20 protein-coding genes and 1 pseudogene are annotated in these 22,104 nt (G+C 73.2%); 7 read left to right on the forward strand and 14 right to left on the reverse strand.

Features of this window, described 5'->3' with window-relative positions:
• Window positions 1-261: pseudogene (locus HET64_RS20585) on the forward strand (serine/threonine protein kinase); the annotation flags it as partial.
• A 19-nt stretch (window positions 262-280) separates the two neighbouring features.
• On the opposite strand, the gene HET64_RS20590 reads toward HET64_RS20585, so the two are convergent.
• Entirely contained in the window at window positions 281-1,567 is a 1,287-nt protein-coding gene (locus HET64_RS20590) for a streptophobe family protein (protein ID WP_215107696.1), read from the reverse strand.
• Window positions 1,568-1,758: 191 nt separating this feature from the next.
• Between HET64_RS20590 and HET64_RS20595 the strand changes: the two genes are divergently transcribed.
• The gene (locus tag HET64_RS20595; RefSeq protein WP_308370245.1) at window positions 1,759-3,108 is read left to right on the forward strand and encodes a DUF6777 domain-containing protein; all 1,350 of its coding nucleotides are present in this window, start codon (window positions 1,759-1,761) and stop codon (window positions 3,106-3,108) included.
• Here the strand turns inward: HET64_RS20595 and HET64_RS20600 are convergent.
• The 4 genes from HET64_RS20600 to HET64_RS20615 all read right to left on the reverse strand — a co-directional run bounded on the left by HET64_RS20600 (window position 3,101) and on the right by HET64_RS20615 (window position 5,952).
• Window positions 3,101-3,481 (reverse strand): YkvA family protein, encoded by a 381-nt coding sequence (locus HET64_RS20600; protein WP_215107698.1) that lies wholly within the window; start codon window positions 3,479-3,481, stop codon window positions 3,101-3,103. The genes HET64_RS20595 and HET64_RS20600 overlap by 8 nt on opposite strands.
• Window positions 3,482-3,559: 78 nt before the next feature.
• On the reverse strand, window positions 3,560-3,826 hold the full coding sequence (locus tag HET64_RS20605) for a WhiB family transcriptional regulator (protein WP_215107732.1): 267 nt from the start codon (window positions 3,824-3,826) through the stop codon (window positions 3,560-3,562).
• Between the two features lie 140 nt (window positions 3,827-3,966).
• The gene (locus tag HET64_RS20610; protein ID WP_215107700.1) at window positions 3,967-5,070 is read right to left on the reverse strand and encodes a PP2C family protein-serine/threonine phosphatase; all 1,104 of its coding nucleotides are present in this window, start codon (window positions 5,068-5,070) and stop codon (window positions 3,967-3,969) included.
• A gap of 48 nt (window positions 5,071-5,118) precedes the next feature.
• Window positions 5,119-5,952: a Scr1 family TA system antitoxin-like transcriptional regulator gene (locus HET64_RS20615; RefSeq protein ID WP_215107702.1), complete on the reverse strand. Its 834-nt coding sequence runs from the start codon at window positions 5,950-5,952 to the stop codon at window positions 5,119-5,121.
• 187 nt (window positions 5,953-6,139) lie between these two features.
• On the opposite strand from HET64_RS20615, the gene HET64_RS20620 reads away from it, so the two are divergent.
• Window positions 6,140-6,550 carry an ATP-binding protein gene (locus HET64_RS20620; protein WP_215107704.1) on the forward strand — a complete coding sequence of 137 codons (411 nt, stop codon included), beginning with the start codon at window positions 6,140-6,142 and terminating at the stop codon, window positions 6,548-6,550.
• A 92-nt stretch (window positions 6,551-6,642) separates the two neighbouring features.
• Here HET64_RS20620 and HET64_RS20625 read toward each other — a convergent pair whose 3' ends face one another.
• On the reverse strand, window positions 6,643-7,356 hold the full coding sequence (locus HET64_RS20625) for a ribonuclease H (RefSeq protein ID WP_215107706.1): 714 nt from the start codon (window positions 7,354-7,356) through the stop codon (window positions 6,643-6,645).
• A 205-nt stretch (window positions 7,357-7,561) separates the two neighbouring features.
• Here HET64_RS20625 and HET64_RS20630 point away from each other — a divergent pair, with 205 nt between their 5' ends.
• Window positions 7,562-9,460 carry an ABC transporter ATP-binding protein gene (locus HET64_RS20630; RefSeq protein WP_215107709.1) on the forward strand — a complete coding sequence of 633 codons (1,899 nt, stop codon included), beginning with the start codon at window positions 7,562-7,564 and terminating at the stop codon, window positions 9,458-9,460.
• 33 nt (window positions 9,461-9,493) lie between these two features.
• Here the strand turns inward: HET64_RS20630 and HET64_RS20635 are convergent, their stop codons facing one another.
• Entirely contained in the window at window positions 9,494-9,781 is a 288-nt protein-coding gene (locus HET64_RS20635) for a hypothetical protein (RefSeq protein ID WP_215107711.1), read from the reverse strand.
• 150 nt (window positions 9,782-9,931) lie between these two features.
• On the opposite strand from HET64_RS20635, the gene HET64_RS20640 reads away from it, so the two are divergent.
• The 3 genes from HET64_RS20640 (at window position 9,932) to HET64_RS20650 (ending at window position 13,086) form a co-directional block, all read left to right on the forward strand.
• Complete coding sequence (locus tag HET64_RS20640; RefSeq protein ID WP_215107713.1) at window positions 9,932-10,627, forward strand: bifunctional 2-polyprenyl-6-hydroxyphenol methylase/3-demethylubiquinol 3-O-methyltransferase UbiG; 696 nt, start codon at window positions 9,932-9,934, stop codon at window positions 10,625-10,627.
• Between the two features lie 316 nt (window positions 10,628-10,943).
• A complete protein-coding gene (locus HET64_RS20645) occupies window positions 10,944-11,540 on the forward strand; it encodes a carbonic anhydrase (RefSeq protein WP_215107715.1) in 597 nt (198 codons plus the stop codon).
• A 76-nt stretch (window positions 11,541-11,616) separates the two neighbouring features.
• Window positions 11,617-13,086, forward strand: coding sequence for a SulP family inorganic anion transporter (locus tag HET64_RS20650; RefSeq protein ID WP_215107717.1), 1,470 nt, complete (start codon window positions 11,617-11,619; stop codon window positions 13,084-13,086).
• A gap of 84 nt (window positions 13,087-13,170) precedes the next feature.
• Here the strand turns inward: HET64_RS20650 and HET64_RS20655 are convergent, their stop codons facing one another.
• From HET64_RS20655 to HET64_RS20685, 7 genes are all read right to left on the reverse strand, one after another.
• Window positions 13,171-13,956: an SAM-dependent methyltransferase gene (locus tag HET64_RS20655; protein ID WP_215107719.1), complete on the reverse strand. Its 786-nt coding sequence runs from the start codon at window positions 13,954-13,956 to the stop codon at window positions 13,171-13,173.
• 251 nt (window positions 13,957-14,207) lie between these two features.
• Window positions 14,208-15,161, reverse strand: coding sequence for a 5'-nucleotidase (locus HET64_RS20660; protein ID WP_215107721.1), 954 nt, complete (start codon window positions 15,159-15,161; stop codon window positions 14,208-14,210).
• 81 nt (window positions 15,162-15,242) lie between these two features.
• Complete coding sequence (locus tag HET64_RS20665; RefSeq protein WP_215107723.1) at window positions 15,243-16,571, reverse strand: lanthionine synthetase C family protein; 1,329 nt, start codon at window positions 16,569-16,571, stop codon at window positions 15,243-15,245.
• A 55-nt stretch (window positions 16,572-16,626) separates the two neighbouring features.
• Window positions 16,627-17,838 carry a cupin-like domain-containing protein gene (locus tag HET64_RS20670; protein WP_215107724.1) on the reverse strand — a complete coding sequence of 404 codons (1,212 nt, stop codon included), beginning with the start codon at window positions 17,836-17,838 and terminating at the stop codon, window positions 16,627-16,629.
• Window positions 17,835-19,103, reverse strand: coding sequence for a hypothetical protein (locus HET64_RS20675; protein WP_215107726.1), 1,269 nt, complete (start codon window positions 19,101-19,103; stop codon window positions 17,835-17,837). Before HET64_RS20675 ends, HET64_RS20670 begins: the two co-directional genes overlap by 4 nt.
• Window positions 19,100-21,622 (reverse strand): DUF4135 domain-containing protein, encoded by a 2,523-nt coding sequence (locus HET64_RS20680; protein ID WP_215107728.1) that lies wholly within the window; start codon window positions 21,620-21,622, stop codon window positions 19,100-19,102. The genes HET64_RS20675 and HET64_RS20680 overlap by 4 nt, the downstream gene beginning before the upstream one ends.
• 96 nt (window positions 21,623-21,718) lie before the next feature.
• Entirely contained in the window at window positions 21,719-21,886 is a 168-nt protein-coding gene (locus HET64_RS20685; RefSeq protein ID WP_003970887.1) for a hypothetical protein, read from the reverse strand.
• Window positions 21,887-22,104 lie beyond the last annotated feature (218 nt).

Here is a 22,104-nt window from a genome sequence, read left to right on the forward strand (position 1 = left end):
GCCCCGCCCAGTGCGCTGCGACCCGGTCTTCCCGACGCCGTCGACGGCGTACTGGCGAAGGCGCTCGCCAAGTCCCCGGAGGACCGTTACGAGACCTGCCTGCGGTTCGTGGCCGCGCTGCGGGCCGCGGCGGCGGGCCTCCGGCCCGATGAGCACGCGCCGACCCGGGTGGACGCGCCGGCCGGTTCCTGGTCGGCCACCCACGAACCGCCGCCCGCGCCGCCCCGCTGGGCCGCACCGGTGTTCCCGGACACCGGCTGAGCGCGGGAGCGACGGCAGATCAGGCGCCGGGTTCCGCCCTCCGGACCTCGCCGCGCCGGTGCACCCGGGAGGCCGCGAGGCCGCCGAGGAAGCCGGTGACCAGGCCCCACAGCACCGCGAGCCCGAGCGCCGTCCACAGCTTCGGGCGCAGCGACACCTCCCCGCCCAGTCCGCCGCCCAGGTCCCCGAGACCCAGGAGAGACAGTCCGTAGTGGGCGGAGATCCGGGCGGTGAGGCAGACGAACAGCACGGTCAGAGTGAGCGCCACCGCCATATGGACCGCGTGCTGCCACAGCCGTGTCCGGGCGGGCGACCGCGCCGCCATGAGGAAGGCCGCGGCGAGCACCAGCACGGCGACGACGACCACGAGCCAGCGGACGCGCCCGTCCTGTTCGGCGAGGGTGCTCAGGTTCAGGGTGGAGAGGTCGGGGGTGCGCAGGACGGTGTCGAGCACCTGGGGCATGGGCAGTCCGAAGGGGCCGTCCACCTTGCCCTCCCACGACGCGCCGAGGCCGAGGGTGAGCGCGAGCCAGACCAGGTTGGGCAGTCCGAGGAGGAGGACCGCGGCGGTCTCGGCGGGGTGCCCGCGCGTGATCATCACGACGAGTCCGGCGACGACGCCGAGCGCGACGCACGCGAGGAGCAGCACCACCATGGCGTACGCCGCCGGGCGCACCGCTTCCTGGAAGCGCAGCAGCCGGGCGGGGAGCGGGGCGCGGTGCGAGACGAGCAGGGCCAGCACGAGGACCCCGGCCAGCCACAGCAGCCCGAAGACCAGGGTGAGGGGGATCTCCGCCCGGAATCCGACCTTCGGGTCCTCGCCGAGGAGGTCCCCGGCTCCGCTGCCCGTGAGGTCCTCGGCCGAGAGGGTGAAGGTGTGCCGGGCGATCAGCGAGAGCACGATCAGCGCGACGAGCCACAGGGCGGCGACGCGCCCCGCCCAGCCGGCCAGTTCGCGGCCCCCGGCAACGGCCCGGTGGCGCAGCGGACGGAGGAAGCCCCGGGCGACGAGGAGCGCGCCCACGAGGGTGACCGAGAGCGGCAGGACCGAGAGGTCGGCCTGCGTCCCCACGAGGGAACCGGCGTCCCCGGAGAGCCCGACGGAGCCGCCCGCCGCCATCACCACCACCGCGGCGACGACGGCCGGGAAGGCGCCCCCGGGCAGGCCGGCCGCCCCGGCGGCCCACAGGCCCAGCGCCGCGGTCGCCGCCATGGCCAGCACACCGGTGAGGACCGCCAGGAGCGCGTCGCGCCAGCCGTGGGGGGAGCGTGCGCTGTTCTCGTCGTTACTCGCCCGGACGTTCACGCCCCCACGCTAAGCAGCAACCGAAGGCTCCGCTCCCCGGAGAACCGGTTTCTCCCTCCGCTTGCGGGGACCACCCGGACCGGACAGACAATGAGGCGAAATGCCCTGGATTGTCGACTGAGGTGTCCGGTACGGAAACGGGACCGGGCAGGGACGTCCGGGGCGGGTACCTACGTCGGGGAGCAGAGCCCGTGAGTGTCCAGCCACCGCCATCCGGCCGCCCCACAGGACCGCCTTCCGGCCCGCTCTCGGGCCCCTCGGACACCGGCCCCACGCCGCCTCCTCCCACCGTGTCGGGCCCGCCGCCCGGCCCGCCCAGCGGCGGCGACCACGGCGGACCGCACGGTCCGGGGGGCTCGGGCGGCGGCGATCCGGGGGGTTCCGGCGGTGGCCCCGGCGACCCCGGCGGCGGCTCGGGCGCCGCCCCCGGCCCCGGGCCGGACCGCCCCTGGTGGCGGTCGGTCCCCCGGATCGCGGCGATCGCGGCGGCCGTGGTCGCCGCGGTGGTGCTGGTCGTCGTCCTGACCCGGCCGGACGACGCCGGGTCGAAGGCGGGCGGCGAGGTGTTCCTCCAGGCGGCGGGCGAATCCGGGCCGGACCCGTTCACGGAGTCCACGGCCCGCGAGAGCGAGCCCGAGCCCGGCACCGCCAGCCCGTCCGTCGCACCGAGCCCGTCGAGGACCGGAGAGCGGGTGACGCGTGGCGTGGACGGCGCGGCCCCGGGTCTGTACGGGGGCACCCGCAAGGCCGCCAGCTGCGATGTGGAGCAGCAGATCAAGGTGTTGCGGGCGGCTCCGGACAAGAACCGGGCGTTCGCCTCGGTCCAGGACATCGAGCCGTCCGCCGTCCCCGGCTATCTGCGGGGGCTCACCCCCGTGACGCTGCGCATGGACACCCGCGTCACCAACCACGGCTACCGGGACGGCGAGGCCAACGCCTACCAGGCGGTGCTCCAGGCGGGTACGGCGGTCCTCGTCGACGACCGGGGCGTGCCCCGGGCGCGCTGCGCCTGCGGGAACCCGCTGCTGCCGCCCGTCGCCCAGGAGGACCCGCGGCAGACGGGCAAGGCGTGGCCGGGCTACCGGGCCTCCGACGTGGTCGTGGTGGAGCCGTCGAAGAAGCCGGTCGAGAAGTTCGTGATGGTCGATCCGGAGAACGGCGACTGGTTCGAGCGGCCGGCCGGCGACACGGGCGACGGCGACAAGAAGACGGACCCGCCGAAGGACGCGTCCGCCTCCCCCTGTCCGCCCGGATCGGGTGACGACGGCGACCGTCCCTGCCCCTCGTCGTCCGGGGCCACTCCGTCGGAGTCCTCGCCGGAGGACCCGGCGTCGCGGCCCGGTGACGATCCGGCGACCTCCGAACCGCCGCCCGAGGAGCCGGCGACCCCGGAGCCGCCGCCCGACGACCCGGCGACCGAGCCCGCACCCGAGACCCCGCCCGGCTCGCAGTCGGCCCCGCAGCCGCCAGGACCCGACTCCCCGGCCCCGCAGGACCCCGCACCGGGGACGGCCTCGCAGGGGGCTCCCGCGTTCAGCTGAGGAGGCCGGGGTCCGCGGGGCGCGGCTCGGTTTCGCGGCCCCGGCCCACGGCGTCGGGGCGGCTCTCCGGTGGAGTGTTCTTCCCCCGTGCACCCGTGCGCACTCCGGCGGCCGACGCCGCCGAGTGGAGGGAGCGCAGGGCGACCAGCAGGAAGCCGATGTCGTCCAGATAGACGGGGTCGGGCAGCAGGTCGACCGGTGACACGGTGTAGATGACGGCCGCCCAGACGAGCGCCTTGCTGCGCAGCGGGATCCCGGCGTCGACCAGCAGCTTCCTGGCCTTGAAGACGCGCACCAGAAGCACGGCGGCCGAGGCCAGCATGATCAGCACGGCAACGGCGCCGAGAACGAGCCAAACGGTGGTGGTGTCCATGGCTCATCGTGTACCCACTCCTGCCCGTACGACGAACCCGTGGCGGTGGTGTCACCGTTCGGGGCGCCGCTGTGCGGGTCAGGCCGTACCGCGCCCCCGGGCCTCCGCCCGCCTGCGGCTGCGGCGCTTCAGGGCGCGCCGCTCGTTCTCGGAGAGGCCGCCCCAGATGCCGGAGTCCTGACGGTTCTCCAGGGCCCACTCCAGGCAAGCGGCCTGTACCGGACAGGTCCGGCAGACGGCCTTGGCCTCCTCGGTCTGGACGACGGCGGGTCCCGTGCTCCCGATGGGGAAGAACAGGTCCGGGTCCTCCTCGCGGCAGGCGGCGTGCAGGCGCCAGTTCTCGATGCTGCTCAACTCCGCTCACTCCCGATGTCGATATGTCGTACGTCGCTCGCCGTACGTGTCTGCTGTGCGGGTGACCGATGTTCGGCGCCTCAAACCCGTACCGGGCGGGCCGTCCGGTCCGCAGTGACGCGCGGCGGCCGTTACGTGGACGGGCGGACCCGGGGGCGGTGCAGGGCGAGGAGCGCCTGATCGTCCTGGATCCGGCCGCCGGTGTGATGCCCCACGTCCTCGATCAGGAGGTGGAGGATCTGCGCCGGGGTGGCCGGGTCGCCGATGAGTGCACGGTGGTGGACGAGGAAGGGCAGCCGGACGGACGCGTCGTAGAAGACCCCGGACTCGTCGCGGGCCTCGGTGACCCCGTCCGTGTAGCAGATGAGGGTGGCGCCGGGCGGAAACGGGAAGGTGTCGACCGGGCACGACCAGGTCCCCAGGGCGCTCATGCCGAGCGGGGGCGCCTCCTCGGAGGGTTCGAGCACGGTGGCCCTGCCCTCGGCGTCCAGCAGCACCGGCGGCGGATGCCCCCGGTTGACGACGCGTACGGCGTCGAGGTCTTCGGCGAACTCGGCGATCAGCGCGGTGGTGAACCCCTCGTCCTGCTCCTGGCCGCCGCGTCGGCCGCCCTCGCGCAGGAGGGCCCGCTCCAGCGCGGTCACGAGGCCGGGCAGGTCCTCCGCCTCGTCCGCCGCGTACCGGAAGGCCCCCAGGTCCGCGCAGACCGCGCTGACCGCGCCCAGGCCCTTCCCGCGGACGTCCCCGACCATCACGCGCACCCCGTGCGGGGTGTCCTGGACGACGTAGAGGTCACCGCCGATCATGGCCTCGTTCTCGGCGGGCACGTACCGGGCGGCGATCCTGAGCTCGCCGAGGCGTGAGGGGGGCCTGGGCAGGACGGCGCTCTGGGCCACGGCGGCGATGTGGCGCGCGCGGCGGGTCCGGGCGTCCCGGCCCTCCAGGGTGCGGTTGATGAAGACGGCCAGCACGGTTACGGCCAGAAGGGTGAGCTGGTTGGCGACGCCCCGCTGCCAGCCGAAGGTGCCGTCGTACCAGGCGAGGCCCGCGTGGACGGCCATCGCGAGGGCGCCGGTCGCGATGATGCCGCGCAGGCTCAGGAGCGGGGCCGCGGCGACCGGGGCGGCCATCAGCAGGGGCGCGGAGGTGACGTCCGTCGGGGTCACCAGGTCCAGCACGACGGCCAGCACGACGACCCCCAACGGGATCCACCTGGCCCTGCGCGGCTGCACCACTCCCCCACGCTGTACGGCGCCGGAGCCCGCCGCATCCCGGGGCCGGGGTCACTCCGGCAGCGGGGTCCCGGGGCCGGGTGCGGCGGCGCACGCCGCGTCCAGCCGGATGCGGTGGGCCATCACGGCCTCGGGGTCGTCGATGACGTCGACCCGGACACCCGGGGTCTCCAGCACCGCCTGGTCCCCGATCTCGGGAGCGGGCACCCGGAGGATGTGCAGGGGCGGCACGCCGGTCAGGGGGTGCGGCGGGTGGTCCATGGGCACCACCTGGACGGTGACGTGCTGCTCCTTCATCGCCTCGGCCAGTGCGGCCCGCTGCCCGTCCATGGCCTCCCGGTCACCGACCCGCGTATGGAGGGCCGCGGCCGGGAACAGGGCCCACAGGGCGGCCCCGCGCTCGCACATGCGGCGGCGGCGCTCCCGCAGCAGCTCGACACGGCGCTCCCGGCGTGCGGGGGTGTCCTCGGGGTACTGCGTACGGTAGAGCGCGGCGGCGTACGCGGGGGTGCGCAGCAGTTCGGGCACCAGCGCCGGGTGCCAGGTCCGTACGAGGCTCGCCGAGGACTCCACTCCGATGACGTCCTGCTGCCAGCCGTCCATCGCGTCCCGCCACCGGTGCCACCAGCCGGGCAGGTTCGCGGCTCCGAGACCGGCCATGATGGGCTCGGCCACGGCGGGCGGAACGCCGTAGCAGCGGAGCAGTTCGCCGACCTGCCGGGCGTCGAGTCCGGTCTCGGCGCGTTCGATGCGCCGGACGGTGGCGGGGTGGGCGTCCAGCGCGTCGGCCGCGGCCCGAAGGCTGATTCCCGCGCGTTCCCGCAGCATACGGAGGCGGACCGCGAGAACGCGGTGCTCCACGGTGGGACCTGAACGGGCTCGCATGCGCAGAACCTCTCTCGTCGAGCCCCGGGGCGGAGCATTACACACTCTGTCGCTTGCAAAGTATGCGTTTTGCGTCGAGAGTGCATACATGTCGGAAATAGTCAGTTGCGCGGAGCGTGCTCCCGATGACGGAGGTGTCCGAGGTGCCGGAGGTAGCCGAGGTGCACACAGCTGGTGGGTTCCCCGATTGCCCGGGGGTGTTCCGGAGGCCCGGCACCGGGTCCAGGAGGCCATGCGGGCCTGGGGCGAACCGGCCGAACGGATCGAGGCGGCGGCACTGATAGTGACCGAGCTGGTCACCAACGCCGTGCAGCACACCAGCACCCGGCGGATCCGCTGCCGGCTCCTGCGCTCCGCGGACGGCGTGCGCATCTGCGTGTGGAACCGCGGCCGGGCCCGGATCCCGGCACCGGCTTCCCCGGGCGACTCGGCGGGCCTTCCCGTCACCGGTCCCCCGGCGAGGGGCGGCCACGCGGACGACGACATGCTCGACCATCTGGCGGAGGACGGCCGGGGCCTCCTGCTCGTCGACGCGCTGGCGGCCCGCTGGGGCACCCGCGCCGCGCTGGCGGGCCGCCTCGTCTGGGCCGACGTCTGAGCCTCCCCACAACGCACCCGCCGCATCTCCACGACGCCTGCGCGACCGGACGGACCGCCCTCCGGGCTTCTCCTCCCGACGCCCCCGCGTGATCAGGCGGGAGCGGTGCGGCACTCCGGGTGGCCCCAGCCGTTCGGGTTCTTCGCGATCGGCTCCTTGGCCGCGTACGGCTTTCCGCAGTGGCACCGGCCCGCGAAGCGCGCCGCGATCGTGCCGGTGGACCGCCCGCCCCGGGACGCGCCCGCCGCACTCCGCCCCTTCGCGCCGCCCGACGCCCCGGACGCCTCCGATCGCCCCTTCGTGGACCGCGCGGGCGCGGGGACCGGCAGAGCCGTGGCTCCGTGCGCCGTACCGGCCGGGCTCTGGGCCACAGCCGCCTCGCTGGCCGCCTGGTCGGCGATCGCGTTGAGCGGGTCGCCGTTCACCTGGTGAGCGGGCACATAGCGGAACGTCACCGAGCGGTCGGCGAGCAGGGCGTCGATGCGGGTGACCAGCTCACGGTTGGCGACGGGCTTGCCACCGGAGGTCTTCCAGCCGTTGCGCTTCCACCCCGGAAGCCACTTCGTCACGGCGTTCATGGCGTACTGCGAGTCCATCCGCACCTCGACGCGCGCCGCCGGGCCGGTGGACTCCAGCAGCTCCGCCAGCGCCGTGAGCTCGGCGACGTTGTTGGTCGCGGTGCCGAGCGGACCGGCCTCCCAGCGCACGGGATTCCCCTGCGCGTCGGCGACGACCCACGCCCAGGCGGCCGGACCCGGATTTCCCTTCGACGCCCCGTCACACGCGGCGATCATGCACTCGTTCATCCCCTGATCATGCCAGCCCCGCATGACCGCTCCGACCGGCCGCGCGATCGCCCCGACCGGGCGCGCTCCGACGTCTCCGCTCCGTCCCACTTGACCTCAACCAAACGTGAGGTCTTAGCGTTCCGAGTGAACCCGGGGCCGCACGGCCCACGGGATCCGCAGGCCGTCGGGGGAAACCGGGGGCCGTCAGACTTCGGAGCGCCCCATGGACATGGAAGTCACCGCGTGGCATTCGCTGCACAGTGCGATGAACGCCCAGCAGGACCGCCGGCCCTTCTCCCGGACGGCGTTGCGCCGCATCATGGTCTTCGCCCGGCCCCATCGGCGGCGAATCTACCGTTTCCTGGTGCTGAGCGTCCTGACGGCGCTGCTCGCGGTGGCCACTCCGCTGCTGGCCGGGAAAGTCGTCGACGCGATCGTGAACGGTGCGGAAACCGGGACCGTCACCCGGTTCGCCCTGCTCATCGCGCTCATCGCCGTCGCCGAGGCCGGTCTCGGCCTGCTCACCCGCTGGCTGTCGTCGACCCTGGGCGAGAGCCTGATCCTGGACCTGCGCACCGCCGTCTTCGACCATGTGCAGAAGATGCCGGTCGCCTTCTTCACCCGGACCCGGACCGGCGCCCTGGTCAGCCGGCTCAACAACGATGTGATCGGCGCGCAACGGGCGTTCAGCAATACGCTCTCCGGCGTCGTCTCCAACGTCGTCACCCTGATGCTGACGCTCGCCGTGATGCTCACGATCTCCTGGCAGATCACGCTGCTCTCGCTGGTGCTGCTCCCGGTGTTCGTCGTGCCGGCCCGCCGGATGGGGGCCCGGATGGCGGGGCTCCAGCGGGAGGCCGCCGACCACAACGCCGCGATGGGCACCCAGATGACCGAGCGGTTCTCCGCCCCCGGCGCGACGCTGGTCAAGCTCTTCGGGCGCCCTTCCGACGAGTCGGCCGAGTTCGCCGCCCGCGCCGACCGGGTGCGTGACATCGGCATCCGTACGGCGATGGCCCAGTCGGCGTTCATCACCGCCCTCACCCTGGTCTCCGCCCTGGCACTGGCCCTGGTCTACGGGCTCGGCGGCTACTACGCCCTGCGCGGCAGCCTGGAGCCGGGTGCCGTCGTGGCGCTGGCGCTGCTGCTGACCCGGCTGTACGCGCCGCTCACCGCGCTGGCCGGGGCCCGGGTCGAGGTGATGAGCGCGCTCGTCAGCTTCGAGCGGGTCTTCGAGATCCTGGACCTGAAGCCGCTGATCGAGCAGAAGCCGGACGCCCGCCGGGTGCCGGAGGGCCCGGTCTCGGTGGAGTTCGACAAGGTGTCCTTCGGCTACCCCTCCGCCGAGAAGGTCTCCCTCGCCTCGCTGGAGGAGGTCGCCACGCTCGACGACCGGGGCGGCACAACGGTGCTGCACGACGTCTCCTTCCGCGCCGAACCCGGCCAGATGATCGCCCTGGTGGGCTCCTCCGGAGCGGGCAAGTCGACGATCGCGCAGCTGCTGCCCCGGCTGTACGACACGGACACCGGTTCCGTGCGGCTGAACGGTGTCGACGTACGCGATCTGAGCGCGGACTCGATCCGGGACACGCTCGGCATGGTCACCCAGGACGGGCACCTCTTCCACGAGTCGGTTCGCGCCAACCTGCTGATCGCCCGGCCCGACGCCTCCGAGGACGATGTCTGGGACGCCCTGCGCCGCTCCCGGCTCGACGGTCTGATCGCCTCGCTGCCGGACGGGCTCGACACGGTGGTGGGCGAGCGCGGCTACCGGCTCTCCGGCGGGGAGCGCCAGCGCCTGACCATCGCCCGGCTGCTGCTGGCCCGGCAGCGGGTCGTGATCCTCGACGAGGCGACCGCGCACCTCGACTCCACCTCGGAGGCCGCCGTCCAGGAGGCGCTGGCCGAAGCGCTGGCCGGCCGGACCGCCCTGGTGATCGCCCACCGGCTCTCGACCGTACGGGCGGCCGACCGGATCCTGGTGGTGGAGGCGGGCCGGGTCGTCGAGAACGGCACGCACACCGAGCTGCTGGCGGCCGGCGGGAGGTACGCGGAGCTGTACCGCACCCAGTTCGAGCGGCCGTCGTCGGAGGGGAAGAGGCCGGTCCAGCCGGTCAGCTGACCCGGCGCCCGTCCCCACGCCGTCCGGCCGGACTCACCGGCCGGACGGCGTCAGCGCATGCCGCCCGCGGGCGAGGGGCGCCCGGTCGGCGGTCCGCAGCCGCCGCAGCGCGTGGCCGCCGCACCGGCGCCACTCCTTGGGCGACACCCGCGGACGGTGGCCGCCACTGGTGACGAGCGCGTTCACCGACGTCATCGGGTCCGCCGCCATGGTCTTGGCCAGCAGGGCGCCGACCACGAGCGGGAGCAGCGTGACGGCCAGGGCGGAGCCGGCGGTGGTGACGTGCTGGATACGGGGGCGGCGCGGCGCTTCGGAGGTCATGCGCCCATCGAAACGCGGCCCGGGAACCGGAACATCGGGGAACGTACTCAGGGGTGCGGGACCGGCATACTCAGGCGCTCCCGGGGGGACGCTCACAGCGGCCGGGTACGCGGATCCCGGCCGGCCGCCGATCACAGGAGGATCGCCTCGATGGGTGAGCGCCAGGGACTCGGTGACAGCGGGGAACCCCGTGGCGGCCAGGGGCTTCCGGACGCGGACGTCGGCCGCGGACATCCGGCCGCGGCGGTGTTCGACGCGCTGGGAGCGGAGTACGAACGGGCCTTCGCCGCTTCGGCCGCCCACCGCGAGTCGCTGGAGCGGCTGCTGGCGGACCTTGCCCCGGGGAGCCGGGTGCTGGACGTGGGCAGCGGGACGGGCCGGCCCACGGCACGGACCCTGGCGGACGCGGGGCACCGGGTGCTGGGCGTCGATGTGTCGCCGGTGATGACCGCGCTCGCGGCCCGGCAGGTGCCGGAGGCGGAGTTCCGGTGTACGGACGTCCGCGATCTCCCTCTGTCCGATGGCGAGTTCGACGCGGTCTGCGTGTACTTCTCGCTGCTGCAGCTGGAGCGGGGAGAGCAGCGCGAGCTGCTGGAGCGGCTCGCGCGGTCGCTGCGGCCCGGCGGGCTGCTGGTCGCCGCGACGGTGCCGGTGGACGCCGCGGGCGTCGACGCGGTGTTCATGGGGCAGCCGGTCCGGGTCTCCAGCTTCGGCGCCGAGGAGTTCACCGCCCTGATCACACGGGCGGGCCTCGCCGTGGAGTGGGAGCACAGCGCGCTGTTCACCCCGGACCATCCGGCCGGCGCACCCGAGCCGCACCTCTTCCTGCACGGCCGCCGCACCTGACGGCGCCGCCCTCCCTCGCGGCACTCCCCACCCATTGGCTATCACAAAGAACAAGCCGAATGAATGACATGGGTGGCGCATTTGCGTTCCTTCACGAGAAGGTAATGCGATAGCAAAGTTCTGGTCGTTATGCTCTGCTGAAGTCGTATCCGCAAGGAGCGACCGGAGTGGGCTTCACAGCGACCGCCATCCGGCAAACCGCAAGGTGAGGCACCCTCACCATTCCGAACATTCATCCGATCGTGAACAGCGCATTCGTCAATATGACCCGACCACACCGCTCCCCGGCACCACCGGATGCAGGAGGCAGGCCACCATGCAGTCCCTCGTAGAACACGCCCGGACATTCACCGAGCACGTCGCCGCGAACGCAAAGCATTTCGAACATCTCGCGGACGGCCAGACCCCCGAAGCACTCTTCGTCACGTGCTCGGACTCGCGTGTCGTCCCCTCACTGATCACCGGCGCCCGCCCGGGTCAGCTCTTCGAACTCCGCACCGCGGGCAACATCGTTCCGCCCTATCCGGCACAGGACCGGCCCACGGGCGAGGCCGCGACCATCGAGTACGCCCTGCGCGCGCTCCAGGTGCGCGACATCATCGTGTGCGGGCACTCCCACTGCGGCGCCGTGGGCGCCGTGTTCCGCGGCGACGACCTCTCCGCCATGCCCGCCGTCCGCCACTGGCTGGAGCACTCCACGGACGGCAGGGACCCGGCGGCGGACCCCGACGACCTCCCCGTCGCGATCCAGGCCCACGCCCTCGCCCAGCTCAACACCCTGCGGGGCTACCCCGCGGTGCGCGAGCGGCTCGCCGAGGGCACCCTCGGCCTGCACGCCTGGTACTACGAAGTCCACACCGGCTCCGTCAGCGTCCACCGCCCGGAGCGCGGAACCGAGTTCGCCCGCCTTTGACGGATTTCCCTCCCCCCACGCTCACGCGCCCGGCCCCCCGGCCGGGCGCGACCGTACCCCACAAGGGAAACCCATCGTGCTTTCCGCGAAGGAACTCAAGAACCCCCACGTCGTACGCCGTGACCTGCTGGCGTCACTCGTCGTCTTCCTGGTCGCGCTGCCGCTGTGCGTCGGCGTCGCCGTCGCCTCCGGAGTGCCCGCCGAACTGGGCCTGGTCACCGGCATCGTCGGCGGGCTCGTCGTCGGCTTCCTGCCGGGCAGCAAGCTCCAGGTCAGCGGACCGGCCGCGGGACTCACCGTGCTCGTCTACGAGGCGGTCAAGGAATTCGGCCTCGGCACGCTCGGCCCCATCGTGCTGGCCGCCGGACTGCTCCAGGTGGTGCTGGGCCTGGCGCGCTTCGGCCGCTGGTTCCGCGCCATCTCCGTCTCCGTGGTGCAGGGCATGCTCGGCGGCATCGGCCTGATCATCGTGCTGGGCCAGGTGTACGCCATGGCCGACACCGAACAGCCGGGCAGCGGTCTCGCCAAGCTGGCCGGGCTCCCCGGTCTCGCCGTCGAGATCATCACGAACCAGGAGGCCCTCACCGCCTTCGGCCTCGGCGCCGGAACCGTCGCCGTGCTGCTGCTGTGGCCGAAGCTCCCGGCGACCGTACGCCTCGTCCCGGCGCCCCTCGCCGCGGTCGCCCTGGCCACCGCCGTCGCCTACCTGGCCGGTCTGCGGCCGGCGGTGGCCGATGTGAACGGGCTGCTACAGGCCATCGCCCCGCCCGGCGGGGCGGATTTCGCCCGGCTCGCCGATGTGGCGGTCATCGGCACCGTCCTGGCCTTCGCCCTCATCGCCTCGGCGGAGAGTCTGTTCAGCGCGGCGGCCGTCGACCGGATGCACGACGGGCCCCGCACCGACTACGACAAGGAGTTGGTGGCCCAGGGCGTCGGCAACACCATCTGCGGGGCGCTCGGCGCGCTGCCGATGACCGCGGTCATCGTCCGCAGCGCCACCAACGTCCAGGCCGGGGCGACCACCGCGCTCTCCCGGATCGCCCACGGCCTGTGGCTGCTGCTCTTCGCCGCGCTGCTGCCCGCGGCCGTCGGGATCATCCCGCTGGCCGCGCTGGCCGGGATCCTCGTCCACGCCGGGTGCAAGCTGGTGCCCGCCAAGGACTTCGGCCCGCTGTGGCGCGAACACCGCGGGGAGGCCGTGCTGCTGGCGATCACCGCGATCGCGATCGTCGTGACCAACCTGTTCGAGGGGGTCGTGCTCGGCCTGCTGCTGGCGGTGGTCAAGTCGGCCTGGGAGACCTCGCACGTCCAGCTCACCACCCGTCGGCTCACCGGCGGCCGGGTCGTGGTGACCCTCACCGGGAACGCCACCTTCCTGCGACTGCCGCGCATCCTGGAGCAGTTGGAGAAGCTCCCGCAGGACCAGCCCATAGAGCTGGACCTGACCGGTCTGCGCCACCTCGACCACGCCTGCCGGGTCGCCCTGGAGAACTGGGCGCGCCGGCACAACAACGCGGAGATCGAGCCGGTGACGATCCGCCGGTAGCCGGGACTCGGGGCAGCGGCCCCGGACAGCGGCAGGACGCCGGGCGCTTCACGTGAAGCGCCTGGCGTCCGAGACGTCCAGTCGTTACGGCTTGCGGGCGACGAGCCCCCACTGGTCGACCGGCACCGCGTCGTCCTCCTCGGGCCGCCAGCGGTCGATCGAGACGAATCCTGGCTCGACCAGCTCCAGGCCCTCGGCACAGTCGGTGATCTCCTCCGGCTTCCGGACGAGGTAGGGCGGGTTGTCGCCCGACGCGTACGCCTCCTGGGCGGCCAGCGTCTGAGGGGTCGTCACCGTGTCGCAGAGCACCAGGTAGCTGCCCGCCGGCATCCGGGCCAGGTACCGCTGGACGACCTCGATGCCCTCGGCCGGAACGAGGTGCCCCAGGGTCGAGAGCAGGAGAACGGCGACGGGCTCGGAGAGGTCGAGCGTCTTGGCCGCCTCGTCCACCACCGCGTCCGCGTCGGACAGATCGGCGTCCACGTAGGCCGTGCGGCCCTGCGGGGCGCTGGTCAGGAGCGCCTCGGCGTGGGCCAGGACGATCGGGTCGTTGTCCACGTAGACGATCCGCGACTCGGGTGCGATGCTCTGCGCCACCTCGTGCGTGCTGTTCGCCACCGGAAGCCCGGTCCCGACGTCCAGGAACTGGCGCACCCCCGCCGAGGCGAGGTGGTGGATCGCCCGGATCTGGAAGGCGCGTGAGGCACGGGCGATGTCGACCATCTGCGGGTAGGCCGCGCTCACCACGTCGGCCAGCTCCCGGTCCACCGGGTAGTGGTCCTTGCCGCCCAGCCAGGCGTTCCACACGCGCGCCGAGTGGGGAATGTCGGACCGGATCCGGCGGCGGAAATCGTCGTTGTCGACGCTCATGTCTCTCCTCTACTCACTGTCCGTACAAGGCCGTTGACCGAATTCCCGCTGGCCGGGGCCCTGATGGTGACCGTACCCCGCCGCCCGGCGGCACGCAGCGGGGGCGGGCCGTCCCGTTCTCCCGCCCGACCCACCTGCCGCTGCGCGGAGCGTGCCGCGGGCTCCGACAGCCCATCAGCCTGTCACTCCGGGTGCCCTTTCGGTGACCATCGGCGCATGAGTGAGGTGACCTCGCGGAACGACGCGTGGCTTCAGGCGTCCGGGGCCGCGGGCGCCACCGGCTCGTTGAGCTTCCCGAACGGCACGTGGACGCTCGGGGTGGTCCGCGAGGTGCTCTCCAGGTGGCCCTGCTGGTCGTCGAAGAAGATGTGCGGCTTGAGGATCTTCATGATCCGGCCCTTGTCGATGCCGCCGAGGAAGAACGCGTCGTTGACGGTCACGCCCCATCCCTTGAGGCTCTGCACCGCCCGCTCGTGCGCGGGAGCGTTGCGCGCGGTGACGATGGAGACGTGCAGGCGGATCCGGTAGTCGGGGTTCTTCCGGCGCTCCTGCTCCTCCCGCTGCTGGATCCGGTTCACGTTCGCCAGGAAGTCCCTCAGCGGCCCGGCGTCGTGCGGAATCCCGGCGTTGGTGACCTCGTGGGCGCGGAACTTCTCTATCCCGCCCTCCTGGAACACCTGCTCCGACGCGTCCGTGGCCAGGACCCCGTCGAAGTCGAAGGAGATCCGCAGGTCGTGGTCGTCGGCGTCGTCCTCGTAGGGGGCTCCCAGGACGTGCCCGGCGGGCAGCCCGGCGGCGACGGCCTCCCGGACGTCCGTCTCGTGTCCCGACAGGAACAGGGACATGTTGAGGGCGGGCATGAACCGGTGGGGCGAGCGGCCCTGCATGAAGATGGCCCTGCTGATGGGCAGGCCGTGGCTCTCTATGGAGCGCATGACCCGCAGGCCGGTGTCGGGGTCGTTCCGGGACAGGACGATGACCTCGACCAACGGGTCGTCCACCTCGCCCAGGTCGTTCAGCGACAGCAGGCGCCGGATGAAGGGGAACGCGCTCCCGGGGCGGAGCGGGTCGCCGACGTGCTGCTCCTGGTAGGCCCGGTAGCTCTCCTCGCCCTGTTCCCGGAAGACGGCGTCCGACTCCGTCAGGTCGAAGAGCGCGCTGGACGCGATCCCGATGACCAGCCGATCGGCGAGTTCGTAGTACACGGCGCCCCCTCCGGTCGGCCCCTTGCCGACGCGCCCCCACTATCGCACCGTCGTCACCTGTTCCCGCTCGGGCCGCAGGGGTCAGCTCAGCAGCAGGGCACTGTCCCAGGACGTGGTCGGCACGTTCCCGGTGGCGTACGTGTGCAGGGCGAGGGCGATGCCCGCGGCGCCCTCCAGGAAGCCGGGGCGGTCGAGTTCGCGCGCCGCGAGCGTGTGGGAGTAGCGGTAGCCGAACGGGGCCTCGGGGTCGAACCCGTCCAGCACCCGCGCCGCCAGCCCGTCGGCGGTGGCGTGGAGGTCCGGGTCGGCGGTGTCGTGGGCGGTGCGCAGCACGATCTGGAGGTGGCCGGCCCAGCCGTGGCAGAGCGCGGAGTCGCGGACCAGGTCCTCGTCGGCCACCGTCAGGGCGCCGCGCAGTGCGGCGTGCGCGTCGGCGTGCCAGTCCGGCCGGTCCAGCGCGGTACCGGCGAGATGGACGGCCCGGGCCGCGCCGAGAGCGCCGTAGCACCAGGAGTCCCGTCCGCGTTCCGGCGCCGCTCCGTTCTCGATGCGCTCGCGGGTCATCAGGTGCGGCCAGCGTGGGCCCGCTCCGTCGGTGGTGCGCAGGCGGGTCAACAGCTCCATGATCCGCTCGACGGCCTCGTCCTGCCGGTCCACCCGGAACCCTGCCCGCCAGGCGACGGAGAGGAGCGCGAGCGGCCCCGGGACACCGTGGGCGAGGCCGAGGTTGACGTGTTCGGCGAGCCCGTGGCCGAGGCCTTCGGTGATCCACCAGGAGGGCAGCCGGGAGCCGTGCCGGGTGATGTCGTCGGCGGTCGCGACGGCCACGAGGGAGGTGAGCACCTCGGTCAGCGCGACGCCCGCCGCCTCGCGTTCCTCCCGCCCTTCCGCCTCCTGGTGACGGGCCAGCAGATAGCGGCCGATCCCGGCGGTGCCGCCGAGGACGTCGTAGCGGCTCCACGCTCCGGCCGGCTCCCCGGCGCCGGCCCGCTCCAGGTCGGCCCGTGCACGGGTGCGGGCCTGGCCGACGATGTGCCGGTCCAGTCCGGCGAGCATCGTGGTGTAGCCGCCGGAGCCGACGGCCGCCGTGTGGCCGGCGTACGCGAGGGCCACCATGCCGCCGAACAGCGACTGGGGGCGCAGCCGGATCCCGGCGGCGAGCGCGGCGGAGAGGTGCGCGTGGGCCCGCTCGCGCGCTTCGGGGTCCTCGGCCGCCAACTCGGCGTGGAGCAGGGCGACTCCGGGGTGGCCGTCGGAGAGCAGCAGTGGGTCCCACACCGGTTGGGGGTCGCCCGGGTAGTGCATCAGGTTGTCCGGCACGCCCGCGATCCGGGCCACGCGCTCCGGGGCGGCCAGCCGGTCCGCGATCTCCGCGACGACCCGGGCGGCGGCCTGCCGGAGGGCGGGCACGGGCGTCCCATCGGTGGATGTTCCCTCATGCGGTGTTCGGTCAGTGGGTGTTCGGTCAGTGGGTGTCGACGCGGGTGACGGCACGGAAGCTCTCCAGTTCCTGCAGCAGACGGCGGACCTCCGCGCGCCGGGCCTCGGGCAGTTCACCGACCCGGACCGTCTCACCGGCGTCCAGCCGGCGCAGCACCGCGAGGGCTTCGGCGCCGGTCTCGACGGAGGTGACATGGCCGTTGGCGGCCCAGCCGTGCGGGCTCTCTCCGGGGGCGGGCAGCAGCGGGGCGCAGCCGCGTACGGGGGTGTCGTCGTCCAGGGGGCGCGGCGCGGCGGGCGGCTCGGTCGGCCAGAAGCCGCCCGCCGTCCTGACGCGCAGCGCGAGCGCGGTGGCCCGGGCGGCGAACCGCTCCTCGTCCAGGTGTTCCGCGAAGGCGTCCACGGCGTCGGCCAGGGCCCTGGGCAGTTCCCCGGCCAGCCGGCCGCCCGGACCGGCGTCCGGGGTGAACAGCGGGGCGGAGGTCTTCGGCCGGGTGCCCCGGAACAGGTCCTTGATCTCGTAGTACGGCCGGTGCTCGCGGCGTGGAATGCCCACGTTGACGCTGGTCGCCGGGGCGTCCGAGGCGCTCTCCCCCACGTGGTGGTAGCGCGCGGGCCAGTACAGCAGGTCTCCCGGTTCGACCTCGGCGACGAACGAGGACGCCAGGTAGGGCTGGTAGTCCAGCACCGTGTGCACCGGGTCCGACCACGGCCGCTCGGCCCAGAACCGCATCCGCTTGGTGCCGCGTACGCAGAACATGAAGGTGGCGAAGCGGTCCTGGTGCACGCCGACCGGGCTGTGCTCGTAGGAGCCGTGGAACATCGTGGAACCGGCGGTGTGCGTGGGCTGGCCGACCCGCTCCCACAGCCCGGAGTAGAACCGCTGCGCGCGGTCCCACAGCGGATGGGAGAAGGAGTGGAAGCGGTGGACGACGAGGGCGTAGCGCTGCCCGTCCAGCCGGTCGGCCATGCGCTGCTCGTAGCCGTCGAGCGAGCCGTCGCGCGACTGGGGCAGATAGTCGTGGGGCCGGGTCTGCTGCCGCCGCCGCACGAGGAACTGGAGGTTGCCCGGCACGGCGAGCGGGTGGGGCGGACGGCTGCCGAGCACGGCGGCCCGGAACACCTCCCGCTCATCGAACGGCGCGGTGTCGAGGCCTTTGTACAGGACGGGCGCCCGGTCCCAGTAGCGGTCGGCGAAGGTGTCCCAGTCGAAGGACTTCTCGACGGTCAGCGTCATCGTGCCTCCCCGACCAGGTCGATGCCGCGCAGCCGGTACAGCTTGTCGAGCAGCGCGAGCACCGTCGGATCGTTCCTGTCGTCGTCGCCCGCGGCGAGGGCGCGGCAGACGTCGCCGGCGCCGGTCTCCCCGCCGTCGCCGAGGGCGGCGTACACGCGGTCGCTCGCGGCCCTCGGCAGGGTGAAGACGTTCCCGTGGACCGCCCAGACCTCGTGCGCGGGCCCGTCGGCCATCCGGACGATCTCGCCGGTGCGGCGGAAGCGGGTGTCCCGGGTGATGGTGACGCCGTCGCGGGGCACCGGAATCGGTTCGAGCCCGGCGGCCGAGCGCAGCGCGGCCCAGCGGATCCGCAGTGTCCTGCGCAGCCGTTCGCCGTCGACGGCTCCGCGCAGTTCGTCGCCGAGCGCGGTCAGGCGGGGCAGCACACCGTCCCGGTCGTCGATCTGGGTTCCGGGGCCGAACGGGAAGTAGGGCACGGTCTCGTCGTTGTCCCGGCCCGCGTGCACCAGGTCGGCGAGCAGGTCGCGCAGCGCGGTGAACGGCAGCCCCCGGTCGACCGGGATCCGCAGGCGCAGGGCGACGCACCGTTCGCGGTAGGTGTCCACGTGCCGCTGGTCGCCGGGCCAGTACAGCAGCTCCCCTGCCCCGGCGCCGAGGGTGCGCGCACCGGGCACGTCCCGGTCCGGGTCGGCGATGTCCGCCGGTGGGGGCCCGCCGCGCTCGTCCCAGAGCGTCACGTCCATGCGCCCGCGCAGCACCCAGGTCAGCGCCGCGTGCGTCGGGGCCTCGGCCGCGCCGGCGTGCTGGGTGAACCGGTCGCCGGTGAGCACCTCGGCGGTGAGGGGGAGGTTGGGCCAGCCGACGTGTCGCCAGAGCCCGCTGACCGTGTCCCGTACGGCGGACCACAGGGTGTGGTCCAGGAGGAGCGGCTGTCGCACGGTCAGCAGGTAGCCCTGTCCGGGGACCTCGGCGTCGAGCCGGTCGAGGTAGTCGTCCAGGGTCGGGTCCGTGGAGTGCGGAAGCAGGGTTCCGGGGGCGCGCAGCCAGCCGTCGCCGAGGAGGAACCGGACGTCGGGCATCACCCAGAAGCGGGTGCCCGCGCGGAACGGTGCGCAGGAGGCGACGTTCAGGGGGTGGACCTCGTCGAGGCCGAACGGCGGTCGGGCGCGCAGCCGGACGGACCGCCGGTCCCAGTGGTGCTTCCCGAACAGCTCCCAGTCGACGCCGTCCGGCGTTCGCCGCGCCTCGGGGGCCAGCGTGCTCATGATGCTTCCCTTCCGGTCAGGGGGAACCGCCGCCGGATCCGGTCCGTGTGGTCGGCGAGCGGTTCCATACCGAGAGCGGCCCGGCGGTGGTCCACGTCTTCCGGGTCCTCGACCGGCCAGGGGACCAGCACTCCGCCGACGGGCTCGAACTTCGTTCCGTACACCTGCGGGAGCCCGTCGGTCACCCGCAACTCGTCGGTCAGATAGGCGATTTCCCGCCACGGCAGATCACCGCGCTCCGCGGCTTCCCGCATCAGCTCCAGGCAGTGGCGGCGGAAGTCCAGGTGCTCCCGGGCGTGCTGGACGAGGCGGCTCGCGGCGGCGGCCGCTTCCGCGCCGACCAGGGCGTGCCCGGGCCAGCCGTGGTCGGCCACGACCGTGCTGAGCCAGGTGATGCCGGTGTCGGTCAGCTCCCGCAGGCGGCGCTCGGCGGTGGTGTCGCTCATGCCGCCGTCGGCCCACGGCGTCCGGACGGCGCCGTCGAGCCGGTCGAGCCGCAGCAGCCTGCGCCGGATCTCCCCGGCGGGCGCGGGCTCGACCGGGGCTTCTGGCGCGTCGATCGGGTCGATGCGCAGCCGTACCTTCTGCCGGTCCCAGAGGTAGGTGACCCGTCGGCCGGCCTCCGGCCAGTCGAAGGCGACCCGGCCCTCGGCGGGGCTCTGGAGGTGGAGTCGGACGCCCAGCGGGGCATCCGTGACGACGTGGTCCGTCACATCGTCGAACACGTGCTCCACGGCGTCGCGGAGGGCCACTCCGAGACCGGCGAGGGTGAGGTTCTCGCCCTCCAGCAGCTCCCGCAGTGGGGGCCAGCCGCCCTCGGGTTCGGGCCGGGCGGCGACCCGGGCCGTCCCGAACGGCACGGGCGGCGGTTCGACGCTCAGTACCGGCCCGCCCGCCAGGGAGCGGACGAAGTAGGGCACGTCCAGGCGTCGCAGCTGGTCGCGTTCGGCACGGTCGAAGTGGACGTCGGGTTCGGTGGGGTGGGGCGCCGCGCCGCCGCCGGACAGCCAGCGCGGCACGAGCGCGTCGAAGTACCGGAACGTGGGCTGCCGCAGGACGCGTACGTGGTGGCCGGCGGTGGCGGTCGACAGGAACTCGGCGATGGCGGGACGTTGTCGGCACATCAGGGTCCAGGCGTCGAACATGCCGCGCAGCATGGCCGGGAGGTAGGGCCCGTAACCGGTCCGCCCGTCGGTGTCGGCGACGACGTTCCTGGTCTCTTCCCGGGTGAGGGAGACGCGGCGGCGGTGGAGGCGCAACTCCCCGGTCGGCCGCTCGGTCCAGCACACCGGCGGGCCCTCGGCGTCGCACCAGCGGGCGGTGCGCTCCAGGCCGACGTGGTGCTGGTCGATCTCGGCGGTCGCGTCGTGCAGGAGGCCCGTGTCGTAGAGGCGCGGGACCCGGCAGAAGAAGATCTCCAGGTCGATCGGGTAGAGCAGGGGCTCGGGGTCGCCGGGCCTGCTCCCGGTGACCACGTTGCCGCCGATCATGTCGGTGATCCCGAAGGCGAACATCGCGGCGGTCAGCTCGCCGGTGCGGTGCCAGAACCGCACCGACTCCCCCGGGGTGAGCCGGGTTCCCGTCAGCTCCCACGGCCCGGAGGTCCGGATCGGTCCCCACTGCGCGGGCGGTTCGATCCACTCCTGCCACAGGTAGCCGGGCTCGGCTCCGGGCCAGCAGGACAGCACGGGCAGCCGGACCTCGCCGGAAGCCGTGGGCGCGCGGTTGAGCAGATCGAACAGCGAGGCGGGCGAGGCGGATCCGGTGGATCCGGTAGCAGCGGCGGACGCGGTGAACAGCAGCTCGCCGGAGGCCGGCCGCGGTTTGTAGGCGACCCGGCCGCCGCCGGCGCAGTCGAGGCGCAGGACGCGCTGGCGCCCGTTGTGGGTCTCCTCGCCGTGGGCCCACAGTCCGACGACCGGCCCCCGGAAAGCGGGTTCATCGGGCCAGCAGGCGCTCATGTCCCGGAGTAATCGGTCGAGGAACAGCGTCAGGAATTCCTCGTAGCGCACCGCCCACTCGGCCACCCGGTCACGGGCGTAGTGCGGTCTTCCGGCAGCGCAGGCCACGAATGCCTCGGATACCACGGGACCAAAGATATCGGCGTTGGTGATATCCAGTATTCCGGCGGAAACCACGGACGAATAGCGTGGTCCGGAGAATACGCACCAGGCGTCCAGCCGGTCGCACAGGTCCAGCAGCGGAGCGAACCTCCGGTCGCGGAGCGCGTGTTCGATCATCCGTGCGTCCGCCTCGCCGCCGAGCAGCCGGGCGATCGCGACCGTCCCTTCGGGGCCCGCCGTGACGACGGGCGGGAACAGTCCGCCGGCCTCGCCCTTCCGGACGGCGTCGATCACCCGTCGCGCGACCGGGGAGAGTTGGGGTGATCCATCCCGTTCGGCACCCCGGCCGGGCCTCGGCGCGGACCCCTGCCCGGTGCCGCCGCCCCGATCTCCGCCGGGGTTTCCACCGGGTTCCCGGCCGGGGTCGCCCATCTCCCAGAGGGGCTCGACGTCCATGGGTGAATCCGGCACGGCGGCCCTTCGGTTCGTCACGGGGAGGGGATGTGCGGCGCACCCGGGTGGCGCCGGCGTGGCGACACCACCCGGCGCGCGTCAACAGCAGTAGATGCTCGCGCACGAACCACAGGCGGTGCCGCTGCCCGAGTTCGTCGGTGAAGCGAGCGGCGGAATTTCTTGTTCCAGATCGCCGATCACCAGATCGAATACATCATCGGCGTTCCGGTCCGTTCCGCCCTGGACCTTTTCCTCAACTGCCTGCATGAATATCCTCCTCCCGTACTGGCCAATTGATCCGCCACTCAGTAGAACAATGCGGCATGCCCATGTCAACGCACAGGGCGCGGGCCCAGCGCTTTACTGGCCGGTAGGCATCTATGCGACGCAGGTCACACTCCTCTACGGTCGGGGCACTGCCCCGGCCCCTCCACAGCGGCGAGCCGCCGACCGGGCCCGGGCATCCCCGTCTCCCGCCCCAGGAG

The organism is Streptomyces sp. McG3, from assembly GCF_018619185.1.
Taxonomy (GTDB): domain Bacteria; phylum Actinomycetota; class Actinomycetes; order Streptomycetales; family Streptomycetaceae; genus Streptomyces.